Source organism: Haloarchaeobius lipolyticus (genome assembly GCF_051208015.1).
Lineage (GTDB): Archaea > Halobacteriota > Halobacteria > Halobacteriales > Natrialbaceae > Haloarchaeobius.
In genome coordinates this window covers 127,265-143,641 of sequence record NZ_JBPKGF010000005.1, presented here as the reverse complement: position 1 = coordinate 143,641, position 16,377 = coordinate 127,265, and the positions used below count along the sequence as shown (strand labels likewise).

Sequence of the window (16,377 nt, the reverse complement as noted above, 5' to 3'; positions counted from 1 at the left end):
CAGACCTAGTGTGACACTACGGCGCCAGCTGTAGACGCCACTCACACCAGAGGACGAGACCTCGGAGAACAGTTGACCCGAGAGAAGAGAGAACGGCTGAATCAACAGAGCCGCCGTCGGAAGCGCCCCTCGACGCTACTCCTTGCCCTGATACGATTCGAGCACCAGCTGCGACGCATCCGCCGCACGCTCGAAGAACCTATCCAGGAACGCCTCGGCTTCGGACTGGCCGAGCGCGTGCGTGTCGTAGGTCAGACTGGCTCTGACGAGCGGTTGCAGTTCGACGCCGTCGCCGTCGGGGACCGCCCGTTGGCCGGAGAGGTCGAGTTCGAGGGCCGCGACCCCCGGGCGGTTGACCAGCAATCCGCCGGACGACTCGCTCGCCGTGTCGGCGAGGGTGAACGACGGCGTCTCGTCTCCATCACCATCGAGGGCCTTCCGTGCCTCGACGAGTTCGGTCAACGACTTCTCGTCGACGGCGGCGATGACTCCGGACGTCAGGGAGTCGTCGTCGGCCGTCACGAGCGCGATGTCCTGGCGCTCCCGAAGCTGGTGCGTCGACTCCGCGAAGGTCCCGTTAACGACCGGCTCGTCCGCGAGTGCTGCCGAGGCGACGACGAGCAGGAGGTCGGTGGTCGTGACGCGTTCCTCGAACGCAGACCGAACCGCCTCCGTCGTGTCGAGCAGTGCAGAACCCGCCGCAGGGTCGGCCACCTCGGTGAGTCGCCGGAACCGGTGCGTCTCGGTCTGGTCGGGGGCGATCCGACGTGGAGCCGTCCCCTCGGCCGCATGGTCTGCCTCCGCTGCCGCTTCGACGTCCGCTTCGGTGACAGAGTCCATCGGGCCGGTCCCTTCGACCGTCGTCAGGTCGACGCCGAGCTCCTCCGCGCGCTGCTTCGCTCGCGGTGACGCCTTGACCGACTCTGCCTCCGTCGCGGACGCGCTATCGCTGGCCGCTGCCTCGACGTCGTCTGCGGTGATCGAGCCCATCGGACCGGTTCCCTCGACAGTCGTCAGGTCCACACCGAGCTCTTCGGCCTGTTTCTTCGCTCGCGGAGAGGCTTTCACCTGTGTCGCAGCGCCCTCGGCCGTCGATGAAGATGCCACCCCCTGGTCGGTGGACGACCCGGCGTCGGTATCCGAAGGCACTGGGTCGTCTGCTGGCTCGTCCGCGATGGCCTGTGCGTCCCCCCCGAGTTCGGCTTCGACCTCCGCCTCGAGCTCGGAGATGTCGTCGTCGGCCGCCGCGAGGATACCGATGGGCTTGCCCGGTGGGATGGCGTCTCCCTCCTCGATGTAGATACGGCGCAGTTCACCGTCCTCACGTGCCTCGACCTCCCCGATGCTCTTCTCGGACTCGATCTCCGCTATCACGTCACCCTCCGACACCGCGTCACCGGGCTCGTAGAACCACTCCAGAACGGTCCCCTGCTCCATCTCGAGCCCGAGTTTTGGCATCTTGACGATAATTGCCATTATAAACCACACAACTACCTCATCATACAAAAGCGTATTCACCGTGGCAACCCGTCGCACCCGACAGACGAGCACCGTCCCAAGGTCCCATCGCCGGTCTTCGATGTCGCACCGCTTCGACGAACCGGGCACGGAGAACCAGTTTTCAGAACGGCAGGACGAGCACGGATCGATTCGACCTCACGACCGCGATCTCACCGAGTCACAGGGGCGGCCGAGCGGAGTTCGCGCTTCACGGCGTCGCCGATGTCCTGGATGCCCTCGCGCGCACGTTCCAGTTCGGGGTCGGAGAGCATCGTCAGGAAGCCGTGTATCATGTCGTCGTACTCGACGTGCTCCGTGGAGACGCCGGCTTCGGCCAGTCGCGTCGCGAGTTTCCGCCCGTCGTCGCGAAGCGGGTCGAACCCGCAGGTCAGGACGAGCGCCGGCGGGAGGGCCGACAGATTCTCCGCGCGGAGCGGGGAGACGTAGGCGTGTTCTGCATCCAGTTCGCTCCGGAGGTACCCGTTCCAGAACCGTTCCATGTCCTTTCGCGTGAGGAAGTACCCCTGCGCGTTCTCCTCGTAGGAGGCCGTGTCGAACGCGTAGTCCGCGGCGGGGTAGGCGAGGACCTGATAGTCGATGGTCGGGCCGTCTCTATCACGGGCGAGGAGTCCGACGCCCACAGCGAGCGTCCCGCCTGCGCTGTCGCCCGCGATCGCCAGCGTATCGGGTGCCGCACCGAGCGACTCGGCGTTGTTCGCGACCCAGCACGTCGCCGCGTAGCAGTCCTCGAGGCCAGCAGGGAACCGGTGTTCGGGTGCGAGTCGGTAGTCGACGGCGATGACGAGGCACTCGGTCGCGTTCGCGAGCGCACGGCACAGCGCGTCGTGCGTTTCCAGGTCCCCGAGCATCCAGCCGCCGCCGTGGAAGAACACGAGCGGCGGGTGCGAGTCCGTCTCCGTCGGCCGGTAGAGCCTGACCGGGATATCCCCCGCCGGACCGGGGATAGTGCGTTCGGTGACCGAGTCGACCTCGTCCGGCGGTTCGCTCGGCACGCTGAGTTCACGGTACGTTCGCCGAGCATCCGCCAGGGAGAGGCGGTACAGCGGGGGTAAGCCCTGGTCCGACAGCCCGTGTAGATACTCCTCGACCTGCGAGTGAAGTTCCGGTGACATTGCGTCTGTTACTCTATTCGAATCGAGCAGTATAACTGTACTCCCTCTGGCAGGGGGGTATATTAGGGGGGACACTGTACCCTCCACCCATCAGGTAGCAACAGAGATGGCTGAAGATTCACTTCCATCAGAGACGGAGGTACTGGTTATCGGGGCCGGACCCGGCGGCTACGTCGCCGCGATCAGGGCTGCCCAGTCGGGCTGCGACGTGACGCTCGTCGAGAGGGACGCCTACGGCGGGACCTGCCTCAACGTCGGGTGCATCCCGTCGAAGGCCCTCATCACGGCGACAGACGTCGCACACGACGCCACCGACGCCGAGGAGATGGGCATCAGCGCCGAGGTCGACGTCGACTTCGGGCGGATGACCGACTGGAAAGACAGCGTCGTGAGGCAGCTGACCGGCGGCGTCGAGAAGCTCTGTTCGGCCAACGGCATCACGCTGGTCGACGGCACCGCGTCGTTCACCGGCGAGGACGAGGTCGCGGTCACCCGTGACGGCACGGAGCAAGGGACGATACGGTTCGAACACGCCATCGTCGCAACCGGCTCGCGTCCGGTCGAACTCCCCGGTTTCTCATTCGACGGTACGCACGTCCTCTCGTCGACTCACGCGCTCGGCCTCGATTCGCTCCCGGACGAACTGCTCGTCATCGGTGCGGGCTACATCGGGATGGAACTCTCGACGGTGTTCGCGAAACTGGGCGTCGACGTGACGGTCGTGGAGATGCTCGACCAGGTGCTTCCCGGGTACGAACGCGACGTCGCCAGCGTCGTCAGGCGACGCACCGAGAAGCTCGGTATCGAGTTCCGGTTCGGCGAACGTGCCGACACCTGGGAACCGACAAGCGGCGGGGTTCGCGTGAGTACACTGGACGCCGACGACCAACGAGCCGAGTACGATGCCGACTTCGTCGTCGTGGCCGTCGGCCGCGAACCGGTCACCGACTCGCTCGATTTGCAGGCCGCAGCCATCGAGACCGACGACCGGGGGTTCGTGCGAACGGACCCGAAGATGCGGTCGAGCGCCCGCCACATCTTCGCCGTCGGGGACGTCGCCGGAGAGCCCCTGCTCGCACACAAGGCCAGCAAGGAGGGCGAGGTCGCCGCCGACGTCATCGCTGGAGAGCCGACTACCCTCAGCACCCGCGCGATACCTGCTGCCGTCTTCACCGACCCCGAGATCGCGACGGTCGGCCTGACCGAATCTGAGGCAGCGGCCGCGGACCTGAACACCATCGTCGGCCGGATGCCGATGCGCGCGTCCGGACGAGCACTCACCCTCGGCGAGACCGATGGGTTCGTGCGTGTCGTCGCGGACGGGGACTCGGGGACGATTCTCGGTGCACAGCTCGTCTGTCCCGACGCCTCGGAGCTCGTCGCCGAGTTCGCGCTGGCCGTCGAGACGGGCGCAACGCTCTCCGAGGTCGCGGCGACGGTGCATGCCCATCCGACGCTGACCGAGGCGGTGATGGAAGCCGCCGCAAATGCTCAGGGAGAGGCGATTCATACGCTCGACCGGTGAGAGGTTCCTGTCGACGGACGGGGGTTCCTGAAGGGTAGAGCAGGGACTAGGCAAAGCCGAGTGAGAGACTCACGCATCGTCGCTCCGTCTTCTGGTTCTGGTCTCGGTGGGAGACACTGCCGAGTGACACCGTCGAACCGCTCCTAACGGTCCTGCGAGATAGAGTCCGAAATCGACTCCACCGAGACGCTCGTCTCACTCTTCTCCCCCTCGAATGGAGCCGAAATCTATGACATTCATCACGTTGAGGAATAGTGTGGATGGAAGTCATTCTCCCAAAATAAACTGGAGCGAAAATTTCGTTTAGTAGTAGTGAGTGTTATCTATCCCGGAATGAGAGATATAATAATACATAATTTGAGTAGTAGATTAATTTCGGCAAATTTTAAATGGGAAATAGAAGTTTTCCCCAATATAGATTTTAACAACGCGTTTGAGTTTCTTCTTAGTGGCTCTCCACGCAGCACGATAACCGAGATTTGCCATCAGTACTCGACGTATCGTCATTTTCGAGGACGGTTCGAAGCACCCGAGTCCAGCGGAACCGAACTCGAACTGTGTCGTAACAGCAGCCACTCTGGGTCCCCATTGAAGTGACTCGAGTACGAGCATCGTACACATGACCGACGGCCTGCGTCCGACCGAGACGACCGACGCCCAGATCACCGTCGTGGTGCTCAGCGACGCGACAGGCGTCGAGCGACTTCCCTGTGAGTCGTTCGAGGAGGCCATCGAGACCGTCAAGGAGGAACTGGCTGCCGAGGCGACGGTGAAGATCGAGAACAGGGAGCAGGATATCGTCTTCACCTCCGAATCGATGCAGATAGCCGACTGGGAGAGCGCGTGGCGGTCCGAGAAGCGTCGTCTCTCGGTTCACGTGGAAGAACACGATTGTCCTTACGGTGTCATCAGTTGCGTCTTCGACGACCTCTGTGTGCAGTGTAAGATAGACAAGGCCCGAGACGGTCCCCGATAGCGTCTCGAACCAGGCGTCGGGGGTCACTTTCTCGACGTCAACGGCGGTGTTCCGCTTCATAACCCTTTAGTTCATTATTCACTGATGAATTTCCGTGCAACGATTGGTTCGCAACGGCGGCTACGCGGCGCTGGTAGCGACATCCCGGTGTGCTGCTGGTTCGCAGCCTTCTCGACCCCGCCATCGCCTCCGGTGCGGAACTCGGCTTCGGTTTCGGACTCGTACTCGTTGGCGCGGTCGCTGCAGCCGTAGAGCAGGACCGTGCCGCCGACGGCGATATTGAGTGGGAGTTCGACGCAACCGCTGGGACGGAGATTGTCACCGTCGTTGCCGCCGCGGGCGTCACCAACGGGTTGAGCGTCCACGCGGGACTCGGTCCGGTGCTCGCGTCTGCGTTCGTGGGCCTGGTGACGGGTCTGTGGCTGCCGGAAGAGGACACAGCCGCGTACTGTGGCTCGTTCGTCGGGATGGTCTCCCCCGCGGTGTTCCCCACAGTCACACCCGTCCTCGTCGCGGGGCTGATCACCGGTCTCGGGTTCGTCGCCGCCCGGGAGACGTTCAGCGGGTTCGGCGGGAAGCTCGGGACGCTGGCACTGTTCGGGTGCCTGGTTGCGGGCTCGGTGGCGGGGGCGGACTACGCCACAACCACGGAGCTCGCGTGGTCCAGTGCCGTGTTCGTGGTCCCCGTGACGGTCATCGGTGCCGTGGCGACCGTCGTCGCGAGTCGCCGATTGGACCTCGGACCGGTAGTCGCCTCGGCACTCGTCGGTCTCGTCGCAGGTGCCATCCTCCCCGTGGTCGTGCCGGATATCGGCGGACTGCTCGCCGCCGCCGCGTTCTGCGCGTCGTTCGTCGGGATGTCGTCGACTGGACGACTTGGAGACATCCCCGTGACAGCCATCGCCGGATTTCTGTGCGGTTTCGTTTTCGTGGCCGTCAGCCCGGCGTTCGCCGGTGCTGGTGGGAAGCTCGGCACGACAGCGTTCATCGCCTGCGTCACCCTGTTCGGCGCCGAAGAGCTCCGTTCCTGGGGTGGTGCATCCGTCAGCGAGGCTCCCTGAAACATCTCGGTACGCGGACCGAGACTACTACCCTCGACGTACGAGCTTGCTGTTACGTCGATATGTCTGTAACAGAGATGGGAGTTCGCACGCATACCAAGAATGCCACACGAGAACATACGTTCGCAATTAGAGAACAGCCGTTCGTCGGGTGTCAGGAGTGGGCGAGGTTGAGCTCGAGTTCGTTCACTCGTCGGTGGATGAGGTTAGGGATGTCGTCCTCGAGTTCCCCGTCGGTCAGCCGGTGGATCGGCCCGGCAACGGCGAACGCGCCGAGGGTGGAGTCGTCGGGGGCGGTGATGGGGACCGCCACCCCGTACAGGCCTTTCGTGCTCTCGCCCACGTTGAGCGCGTACCCTCGCTCCCTGGTTCGCTCGAGTTCGTCGAGTAGCGCATCGACGGAGGTGATGGTCTCCTCGGTCGCTGCCGGTAATCCGTGCCGTTCGACGACGTCGTGGACCGCCGATTCGGGCATCTGTGACAGGATGGCTTTGCCAGCGGCGGTCTGGTGCATGTAGAAGCGCTTTCCGACCCGCCCGCGAGAGAACACGCCGTGGTTCCCCGTTTCTCGATAGAGAACGACAGCCCGACCGTGCTCTTCGACGGTGAACTGCACCGTCTCTCCAGATTCTGCCGCGATCTCGCGGAGTTTCGTCTGCACGAGCGTGTTCCCCGGGGTCTGCTCCCGAACGTACCCTCCGAGTTCCAGGAATCGGAGACCCAGCTTGTATCGGTCGCCATCCTTCGTCACGAAATCGCCCGCCTGGAGCGTGGCGAGGTGCTTGTGCACCGAACTCTTCGAGAGGTCCACGGCGTCTGCGAGTTCCGTGATACCGGCGCCATCGCGCCGTTCGAGTTCGCGAACGATAGCGAACGAGCGCTCGAGGCTCTTCAACGTCCGTCCCTCACGTTCCCCCTCGCCACCGCCGTTTCGTGTGGTATCCATTGTGTACCACTCTCGTTCGCACCCCCTTAGTATTCACTAATAAGAAACGCGACCGTTCGGTAGAAGCGTTATCCCTTCGCGACTATTCAGAGAAGAGGATACTCGAATCGTCGACTCTCGTCGACACTTCCGCCGCCGAAGGAGAGACGATAGCTCGCCCGGCAGACCGAACAATTAATGGGGAGCGTTCAGTTGTATGTCCCATGCTAGACTACGTTGCTCTAGAGAGTGAACTGAGTCAGGAAGAACGAATGGTCCGCGACACCGCTCGCGAGTTCGTCGAAGAGAAGGTCAAGCCCGACGTCGGCCAGCACTGGATCGAGGGCACCTTCCCCGAGGACCTCATCACCGAGATGGGCGAACTCGGCTTCTACGCGCCGAACCTCGACGGCTACGGTCTCCCCGACCTGAGCGAGACGTCCTACGGACTGCTCATGCAGGAGCTGGAGGCCGGAGACTCCGGCCTGCGCTCGATGGCGTCGGTGCAGGGGTCGCTCGTCATGTATCCCATCCACGCCTTCGGGAGCGAAGAGCAGAAGGACGAGTGGCTGCCGAAGCTGGGCAGCGGCGATGCAGTCGGCTGTTTCGGCCTCACCGAGCCCGAGCACGGGTCGAACCCGTCGGCGATGGAGACGCGCGCCGAGCGCGACGGCGACGGCTACGTCATCAACGGTTCGAAGACGTGGATCACGAACTCCCCAATCAGCGACGTCGCCATCGTCTGGGCGAAGGACAAGTCCGACGACGACGAGCAGGTTCGTGGTTTCCTCGTCGAGACGGACCGCGACGGCGTCTCGACCAACAAGATCGACGAGAAGCTCTCCCTTCGCGCGTCCATCACGGGCGAAATCGGCCTCAACGACGTCCACGTCCCCGAGGAGAACGTCCTGCCCGGTGTCTCGGGCATGAAGGGTCCGCTGTCGTGTCTCACGCAGGCTCGCTACGGTATCGCCTGGGGCGCAGTCGGCGCGGCGATGGACTGCTTCGAGGTCGCCCGCGACTACGCGACCGACCGCGACCAGTTCGGCAAGCCCATCGGCGGCTTCCAGATACAGCAGGAGAAGCTCGCGGAGATGGCGACCCAGATCACGAACGCGCAGCTGCTCGCTCACCGCCTCGCCGACCTCAAAGAGCGCGGTGACCTCCGCCCCGAACAGGTGTCGATGGCCAAGCGCAACAACGTCCGCATGGCCCGCAACCAGTCCCGCATCGCGCGCGAGATGCTCGGCGGCAACGGCATCACCGCCGACTACTCGCCGATGCGCCACCTCACGAACCTCGAGACGGTCTACACGTACGAGGGCACCCACGACATCCACTCGCTCATCCTGGGTCACGACCTGACCGGCATCCCGGCGTTCGAGTGAGCATGACGGGTGACGCAGCCACGGACCCCGTCGTCGTCTCCGCGCGAAGGACCCCACAGGGAAAGCGTGACGGCGTGTACGCGGACGTCCGCAGCGAGGAGCTCTCGGTGACGGTCGTGAACGAACTCCTGTCCGAGACGGGCCTGACGGGCGAGGACGTCGACGACCTCCAGTGGGGCTGTGCGAAGCAGGTCAAGGGACAGGGGAACAACCTGGCCCGCGTCGTCGCGCTCCTCTCGGAGCTCGGCGAAGGGGTTCCTGGAACGACCATCGACCGTCTCTGTGGCTCGTCGGCACAGGCCATCGCGTCCGCCGCGGACTCCATCCGTGCCGGCCAGCGCGACTGTATCATCGCCGGCGGCGTCGAGAACATGAGCCGTATCCAGCGCGACCAGGGTATCGGCTCATATCCCGGTATCCAGGAGCGGTACGACGTCGACGCGCTTCAGATGGGCATGACCGCCGAAGCCGTCGCCGAGCGCTTCGACGTGAGTCGAGAGGCACAGGACGAGTACGCCGCGCACTCCCAGCAGCGGGCGGTCGCGGCGACCGAGGCGGGCCGGTTCGAGGAGGAGATCGTCCCCGTCGAGACCGACTCGGGCGTGGTCACCGAGGATGAAGGGCTCCGGCCGGGGACGACCGCCGAGGTACTCGCAGACCTGCCGACCGTGTTCAAGGACGACGGGACGGTCACCCCGGGCAACGCGTCCCAGATATCCGACGGCGCGGCAGGGGTCATCCTGACCTCACGCGCGTTCGCAGAGGAGCACGACCTCGACGTCATGGCCGAGGTCGGCGCGCACGACGTCGCCGGTGTCGACCCCGAGGTGATGGGCATCGGGCCGGTTCCGGCCGTCCGTGGCGTGCTGGAGCGAACCGGTCGGACCATCGACGACTACGACCTCGTCGAGCTGAACGAGGCGTTCGCCAGCCAGACGCTGTACTGCCAGCGCGAACTCGGCATCGACGACGACGTCTTCAACGTCAACGGCGGCGCCATCGCCATCGGCCACCCGCTCGGTGCGTCTGGCGCGCGCCTCCCCGTGACGCTCATCCACGAGCTCCACCGGCGCGACGGGGGCCGCGGGCTCGCGACGATGTGCATCGGCTACGGGCAGGGCATCGCGGTCGAGTTCAGCGTCTCCTGAGGACGCTTTACCCTTTCACGAATCGAGACGCCAGCGAGGCCACTCCCGGCCGAGACCTCTGGAAAAACGCCCACGGATTCCGCAGTTCGAGCCGCCCTACAGCAGGCGGTCCGCGATGATGTTCTTCTGTATCTCGCTGGTCCCCTCGTAGATCTTCGTGATGCGCGCGTCGCGGTAGTACCGCTCGACGGGGTGGTCCGAGACGAACCCAGCGCCACCGTGTACCTGGATAGCCTCGTCCGCGACGTCGACGGCGTGCTCGGACGCGAAGAGCTTCGCCATGCTGGCGAACTTGGCGGCGAGGTCGTCGTCGCCGTTCTCGACCTGTGAGGCGGCGCGGTAGGTCAGGGACCGTGCTGCCTCGATGTTGGTGGCCATCTCCGCGAGCTTGTGCTGGATGGCCTGGAACTCGCCGATGGGCTGGTCGAACTGCTCGCGCTCGCCCGCGTAGTCGAGCGCGGCGTCGAGTGCTGCCTGCGCGGCCCCGACGGCCTGGGAGGCGACGCGAGTGCGACCGTGAGCGAAGAAGTCCATCAGCTGGTAGAATCCCTTGTCCACCTCGCCGATGACGTGCTCCTCGGAGACGCGCACGTCGTCGAGGCTGACCTCCGCGAGGTCGGACGCGCGAATACCGAGCTTGTTGTCTATCTTCTCGGTGGAGAAGCCGTCGAGGTCGGTCGGCACGAGGAACGCGGTGATGCCACGGTGGCCCTCGTCGGGCGAGGTCTTCGCCATCACGAGGCCCACGTCTGCGACGGTCCCGTTCGTGATCCACATCTTGTTCCCGTTGAGCACGTAGCCGTCGGCGTCACGCTCTGCGTGAGTCTCGATGCCGGCGACGTTCGAGCCGTGTGCCGGCTCGGAGATAGCGGAGTAGGAGACGGCGTCTCCGGCGGCGATCTTCGGCAACCACTCCTCTTTCATCCACTCGTCGCCGTACTTGATGACCATGTTCGTCCCGAAGCCTGCGCTGCCGACGGCACTCCCGATACCGGGGTCTGCACGCCAGAGCTGCTCGGTCACGAGCACGGCCTCCATGAGGTTCATCCCGGCACCACCGTACTCGATGGGGATGTGCGGGGCGACGAAATCGTACTTCGCTGCCTCCTTACGGATTGCCTCGGGGTATGTTCCCTCCTCGTCGTGCTCTTGCGCGACGGGAGCGATCTCGTTCTCGCCGAATTCACGGACGGCCTGCTGGATAGCGCGGTGCTCGTCCGATAACTGGAACGCCATGCAACATGCCTCGGCTCCCGTGATAAAGTAGATTCGGATGTGCCGGTTTTGTGGTAGGTACGGATCGCGTGCCGATGGTCGTCACTACACAGGTGCGTACACGGTGACTGTCACCGTCGAGGGCCGCGAATCGCGTCCCACCGACGCCGAGAACGGCCCGGCGGGTTGGCTGCGTTCAGTCCGACTTTCGAAGCGCGTACTTCTGGACCTTGCCGGTCGTCGTCCGCGGCAGCTCCTCGCAGAACTCGACGATGCGCGGATGTTTGTACTCGGCGAGGTTCGCGAGGACGTGCTCGCGGATCTCGTCTTCCGTCACGTCGACACCCGGCTCGTAGCCCGGAGCCGGGACGATGAGCGCCTTGACCGTCTCGCCACGGCGTTCGTCGTCGATGCCGACGACGGCTGCGTCCGCGACCGCCTCGTGCTCGTAGAGGAACTCCTCGACCTCACGGGGGTAGACGTTGTACCCCCCGGTGATGATCATGTGTTTCTCACGGTCGACGACGTAGAAGAAGTCGTCTTCGTCCCAGTAGCCGAGGTCCTCCGTGTGGAACCACCGCTTGCCGTCCTCGTCGGTGAACGCGCTCTCGTTGGCTTCGGGGAGGCCGTAGTAGCCGGCCATCACGTTCGGTCCGGAGACGACCAGTTCGCCAACGATGTCGTCGAGGTCGACGTCGTCCTCGTCGACCGGTCCCTCTTTCACGCGCGGCATCTCCTCGAACTGCTGGTCGACGATCTTTGCGTCGACGTTCTCGATGGGCTGCCCGATGCTCCCTTTGCGGCGCGCGCCCGGGCGGTTCGCGTGGGTGACCGGGCTCGTCTCGGTCAGGCCGTAGCCCTCGAACAGCTCCGTGCCGAACAGCGATTCGAACCGTTCGATGACCTCGCGCGGGAGGCTGGAGCCGCCGGAGTTGACGAACCGGAGCGACGAGAGGTCGACCTCGTCCGCGTTCGGCTGGTTGATCATGTCGTTGAACATCGCCGGAACGCCGTACATCACGGTGATGCCCTCGGTCTCTATCAGGTCGAAGACCTCCTGCGGGTCCCACGCAGCGACGGGGTAGTACGTCGCCCCCGTGAACACGGCCGCGTTCATCACGGCGGACATCCCGTAGATGTGGAACAGCGGAAGCGTCCCGATGAGCCGGTCGTCGGCGTTGATGGGCGGGTCGAGCAGGGTCATGTTCGAGCGCGTGTTCGACGCGAGGTTGTGGTGACTGAGCAGGACGCCCTTCGGGGTGCCGGTGGTCCCCGACGTGTAGGGCTGGACGGCGATATCGTCGTCGTCGCGGGCGACTACCTCCCGCGTGTCGTCGGCCAGGAACGATTCGAAGCCGACTCCGCTCTCGACCGCGTCCCCGACGGTGATGAGCGTCTCCACGTCGGTGTCGGTCTGTACCTCGCGGACAGCCTCGGCGTTCGCCGAGAGCGTCACGACAGCCTTCGCTCCACTGTCGGCGAGGAGATGGCTGATCTCCCGTGCCTTGTACTGCGGGTTCATCGGGACGACGATGCTCCCGTTGCGGAGCGCGCCGTAGAAGGCGGTCACGAACTGCGGCAGGTTCGGGAGGTAGATGGCGATGCGGTCGTCCTCGCCGATTCCGCGCTCCGAGAGTGCGGCTGCGAACTGGCCGGTTCGCTTCCAGAAGGTGTCGTACTCCATCTCCTCGCCCTCGTAGGAGATCGCTACCGAGTCGGGCGTAGACTCGACCGTCTCCGCGAGTATAGTGACAAGATTCGTCATGGTCCTACCTAGGTCTCTCGACCTCGGAAGAAAAACCTCCCGATTGTTCGCATAGGTCTACAGGCAGACAGAAGACTGCTGTCGCCACTCTCCATCGAGTAAGAGTTCGGACGATCGACGGGCGGCTGCCGTCCAGAAGCCGACTCAGGCGCGGTTCGAGTTCGTGTACCGGTCAGAGAGAAGAGGCGCGGAACGGGAGAGTCAGCGTTCGCCCGCTTCGACTCTGGGAGTCACCGAACTCGGGAGACGGTCGAGGTGGGCGAGGGCCAGCCCGAGGAAGGCGAGTATCGCCGTGGCGAGCTGGAGCGCGGTCGCGAGACCGTTCCCGAGTGAACCGGAGAGCGCCGGGGCGTACATCGCCCCCAGCGCCAGCGCGAGGTAGGCGACACGGTGGGAGGCCCCGAGCACGTGTCGGCCGTCGAATCCGATTGTGACGGCGGTCAGTGCGATGACGCCGACGAACACGCAGAACGTCGCTATCGGCGTTCCGGTCACCGTCCAGGTGACGAGGCTGTCGTTCGCGACCAGCGCGAACGGGATGAGGAACCCGGCGGCACCGATGCGGAGCGCCTGCTTGGCCGAGACGAGGAAGCCGCTATCGGCGATGCGTGAAGCGACGGCGACCCCGACCGCCACCGGGGGCGTAATCGCGGACAGCATCGCGAAGTAGAACACGAACAGGTGTGCCGTGATCTCCGCGACCCCGAGTTCCTGGAGCGGCGCGGTCAGAAGCGCCGCGACGAGGACGTAGGCCGCCGGCGTCGGCATCCCGAGCCCGAAGAGGATGCTCGTGAACATCGCGAGGAACAGCGCGACGACGAGGATGCCGCCGGCCAGCGCGACCATCCGGAGGCTGATCTTCCCGGAGAGGCCGGTCTGGGTGAGCATCTTGATGATGACGCCCATCGCAGCCAGCACGCCGACGAGCGGCGCCATGTCGAGCGCCCCCTTCTTGAATCCGCGAAGGGTCTTGACCGTCGTCGCGAACAGCTGTCGCGGGACGGCCGAGACGGCTGACCCGGCGCTGCCGGGCGAAGGAGCCGCAGAACCGGACTCGGACGCATCTGCCCCCGTCACCCAGCTGTCGTCGGACGAACCGGTCGTCAGCAAGAGCGTGACGTCGCGGACGTACATGACGACGATGAGGGTGAGCACCGTGTACAGCCCCGTCGCCAGTGCAGACAGCTGCATGACGGCCAGCGCATAGACGAGGACCGCCATCGGGATGAGGAAGTACCGTGCCTGGCAGAACCTGGCGACCGCGATACGCAGTTCGGTCAGTCCGCTCTCGTCCGAGCCGGTGGCGACGCCGTGGACGAACCTGCCCAGGAGCAATGCCACCAGCGTGGCGATACCCGCGATGAACAGGGAAAGCGCGAGGACCTGGCGAACCAGGTAGAACGTCCCGATGGCGAGCGCGAAGTAGCCGACGATGACGAGCGCGCTCTTGCTGAAGAGTATCTCGAACATCCCACCCGTGTCGTCGCCCTTGTCGCTGGTCCAGCCGTAACGGAGCACCGCGAACTGCACCGCGACGGTCACGCTGAAGTAGAACAGCAGCGCCGGGAGCAGTCCGGCCTGGATGATGCGGACGTATGGGACGCCGATGAAGTCTGCCATCAGGAACGCCGCGACGCCCATGACCGGGGGCATGATCTGCCCACCGCTCGAGGCGACCGCCTCGATGGCGGCCGTGAAGTCCTCGCGGACGCCCTGGCGCTTCATCATCGGGATGGTGAAGCTGCCGGTCGTCGCGGCGTTGGCCGCCGCACTCCCGGTGATGGAGCCCATCGCCATCGACGAGACGACCGCGACGTGGACGATTCCGCTGCGGAGCCGTCGGCCGAGTCGTTGGCTCAGGTCGAGGATGACGTCGAGGATGCCGTACGCTCTCGCCAGTCCGGCGAACATGATGAAGATGGCCACGTACTTCGCGCCGGCCTGGGTGATGAACCCGTAGACGCCGGAACGCTGGACCTGGGTCGCGCCGTAGAGCGTCACGTCTCGCAGTCCCAGCCCCGTGTGGTTGAGGAAGCCGGGGAATATCGAGCCGTACAGCGCGTAGCCGATGGACAGGAGACCCACGAGCGCGATGGACCAGCCGTAGGCTCGCCGCGTGGCGTCGAGGACCATCACGACGACGAGCAGTCCGAGCGTGAGGTCGGTGTTCGAGTAGCCGAGCAGGATCGCGTCACCCGTCAGGCGGCTGTACTCCGTCACGAAGTAGTAGCCCGTGAAGACCGACGCGACGGCCGTCGCGATGCACAGGACCGTATCGAACTGGGCGTATCGTCGCTGGACCGAATCGTCGAAGCGTCCCAGTATCGGTCCGTCGACCTCCGACGACCCCTCCGTCAGCAGCCCGAAGGCGAGGTGCAGGTAGTACAGTGTGAGTCCGAAGTGCAGGAAGATCATCCCGTGGATGATCTGCGTGAACGGTCGTGCCCAGGCGTAGTAGATGGTGTAGGCCGTCAGGCTGACCGCCAGGAACACCACTATCGCCAACAGGGTCTTCTCCGGCGTCGAGCGCGAGAGGAGAGACTCCTGAAGGCCCCGTGGCGAAGTCGCCGGGTCGTCGGTAGTTCGTGTCATAGCTAGGTGAAAGGTGGTGTACTACTGTGCCGGTGCCTTACTGCTCCTCGCCGCGCTCGAAGTCGTCGGACCAGAGGCCCTTCTCCTCGTAGAAGTCGGCGGCAGCGGGGTGGAACGGGACGCCGTCGTAGGCGTTCTTCACCCAGAAGTCACCCTCCGCGAGCGGCGCGAGGAGGCCGGTCTGCTCCTGGAGCTTCTCGCGCTGTGCCCACAGCGTCTCCATGAACGAGTAGAGCGTGTCGTAGTCGTGGTCCTCACGGACGATGAAGTTGTACGCGAGCGTCGGCGTGCTCAGCGTGTCCGGCGCGTAGGCGTAGTTCTCGAACTGGCTCATGTCGATGTCGGACACGACGATGGCGGGGTCGTTCTCGAGCTCCTCGACGACGTTGTCGGGCCAGTCGAGGACGCGGAGGTCGACCGTGCTCTTCATCTGCTGGAGCCAACCCGGCTCGATGGAGAGGTTGACGTACGTCGCCGCGCCGACGTCGAGTCGTCCCTCGCTCATCGCACTCGCCTGGTCACCGTAACTGACGCTGGTCCGCTCGTAGTCGTCCGAGACGAAGCTCAGCGAGTGTTCGAGCATCTCCGCGGTCCCGGACCCGCTCGGCGTCGGCGAGACCTTCGCGCCGGACTCGATGTCGGCGACGCTCTCCCAGCCCTCGTTCGCCGTCGCGAGGAACCACGCCAGGTCGTACAGGTGGAAGACCTGGTACGGCTGCTTCTCGAGGTCCTTGAACGGCTTCTCGCCCTGCCGGATCTTGTTCGCCGTCCAGTTCTGGATGTAGGCGATCTCCGTCTTCCCGCTGACGACCTCGGAGACGTTCCGGTTCGTCCCCTGGCTCGGGCGGGCGTCGACCGAGATATCGGAGTTCTGGCTGACGGCCGAGGAGATGACCTGACTCATCGAGTAGGCGGCCGTCGTCTCCGAGGCCGTCTTCATGATCATCTCGCCGTCCGTTCCCGGCTGGTTCGAACTGCCGCTTCCCCCGTCTTCATTCCCGAAACATCCAGCGAGTCCCGTCAGCCCAGCTGCCCCGGCCACCCCGACCGAACGCTTGAGAAACGATCGTCTCGCCACACCTGCGGTTCTGTTATGACCACGCATACCAACGACCAATTCGTTCACGTCATAAATAGGCTTCCCTGTCG

At 64.7% G+C, this 16,377-nt stretch carries 12 protein-coding genes; 5 read left to right on the top strand and 7 right to left on the bottom strand.

Going from position 1 to position 16,377, the window contains the following annotated elements; all coding sequences use genetic code 11:
- Nucleotides 1-135 precede the first annotated feature (135 nt).
- Complete coding sequence (locus tag ACSC1Y_RS15885) at nt 136-1,476, bottom strand: E3 binding domain-containing protein (RefSeq protein ID WP_435335924.1); 1,341 nt, start codon at nt 1,474-1,476, stop codon at nt 136-138.
- A 194-nt stretch (nt 1,477-1,670) separates the two neighbouring features.
- The gene (lipP1, locus tag ACSC1Y_RS15880) at nt 1,671-2,633 is read right to left on the bottom strand and encodes a LipP1 family hormone-sensitive lipase (protein WP_435335923.1); all 963 of its coding nucleotides are present in this window, start codon (nt 2,631-2,633) and stop codon (nt 1,671-1,673) included.
- A 106-nt stretch (nt 2,634-2,739) separates the two neighbouring features.
- Between lipP1 and lpdA the strand changes: the two genes are divergently transcribed.
- The 3 genes from lpdA to ACSC1Y_RS15865 all read left to right on the top strand — a co-directional run bounded on the left by lpdA (nt 2,740) and on the right by ACSC1Y_RS15865 (nt 6,195).
- Nucleotides 2,740-4,158 carry a dihydrolipoyl dehydrogenase gene (gene lpdA, locus ACSC1Y_RS15875; RefSeq protein WP_435335922.1) on the top strand — a complete coding sequence of 473 codons (1,419 nt, stop codon included), beginning with the start codon at nt 2,740-2,742 and terminating at the stop codon, nt 4,156-4,158.
- A gap of 619 nt (nt 4,159-4,777) precedes the next feature.
- Nucleotides 4,778-5,134, top strand: coding sequence for a hypothetical protein (locus ACSC1Y_RS15870; protein ID WP_435335921.1), 357 nt, complete (start codon nt 4,778-4,780; stop codon nt 5,132-5,134).
- A gap of 149 nt (nt 5,135-5,283) precedes the next feature.
- Entirely contained in the window at nt 5,284-6,195 is a 912-nt protein-coding gene (locus tag ACSC1Y_RS15865; protein ID WP_435335920.1) for a hypothetical protein, read from the top strand.
- Nucleotides 6,196-6,349: 154 nt separating this feature from the next.
- Here the strand turns inward: ACSC1Y_RS15865 and ACSC1Y_RS15860 are convergent, their stop codons facing one another.
- Entirely contained in the window at nt 6,350-7,141 is a 792-nt protein-coding gene (locus ACSC1Y_RS15860; protein ID WP_435335919.1) for an IclR family transcriptional regulator, read from the bottom strand.
- A 203-nt stretch (nt 7,142-7,344) separates the two neighbouring features.
- Between ACSC1Y_RS15860 and ACSC1Y_RS15855 the strand changes: the two genes are divergently transcribed.
- Together ACSC1Y_RS15855 and ACSC1Y_RS15850 are read left to right on the top strand one after the other, a co-directional pair.
- The gene (locus ACSC1Y_RS15855) at nt 7,345-8,508 is read left to right on the top strand and encodes an acyl-CoA dehydrogenase family protein (protein ID WP_435335918.1); all 1,164 of its coding nucleotides are present in this window, start codon (nt 7,345-7,347) and stop codon (nt 8,506-8,508) included.
- 2 nt (nt 8,509-8,510) lie between these two features.
- Nucleotides 8,511-9,656, top strand: coding sequence for a thiolase family protein (locus ACSC1Y_RS15850; protein WP_435335917.1), 1,146 nt, complete (start codon nt 8,511-8,513; stop codon nt 9,654-9,656).
- 96 nt (nt 9,657-9,752) lie between these two features.
- Here ACSC1Y_RS15850 and ACSC1Y_RS15845 read toward each other — a convergent pair whose 3' ends face one another.
- The 4 genes from ACSC1Y_RS15845 to ACSC1Y_RS15830 form a co-directional block, all read right to left on the bottom strand.
- Nucleotides 9,753-10,892 carry an acyl-CoA dehydrogenase family protein gene (locus ACSC1Y_RS15845; protein WP_435335916.1) on the bottom strand — a complete coding sequence of 380 codons (1,140 nt, stop codon included), beginning with the start codon at nt 10,890-10,892 and terminating at the stop codon, nt 9,753-9,755.
- A 175-nt stretch (nt 10,893-11,067) separates the two neighbouring features.
- On the bottom strand, nt 11,068-12,636 hold the full coding sequence (locus ACSC1Y_RS15840; RefSeq protein ID WP_435335915.1) for a long-chain-fatty-acid--CoA ligase: 1,569 nt from the start codon (nt 12,634-12,636) through the stop codon (nt 11,068-11,070).
- Nucleotides 12,637-12,837: 201 nt separating this feature from the next.
- On the bottom strand, nt 12,838-15,228 hold the full coding sequence (locus ACSC1Y_RS15835) for a TRAP transporter permease (RefSeq protein WP_435335914.1): 2,391 nt from the start codon (nt 15,226-15,228) through the stop codon (nt 12,838-12,840).
- A 37-nt stretch (nt 15,229-15,265) separates the two neighbouring features.
- A complete protein-coding gene (locus ACSC1Y_RS15830; RefSeq protein WP_435335913.1) occupies nt 15,266-16,333 on the bottom strand; it encodes a TAXI family TRAP transporter solute-binding subunit in 1,068 nt (355 codons plus the stop codon).
- Between the last annotated feature and the right edge of the window lie 44 nt (nt 16,334-16,377).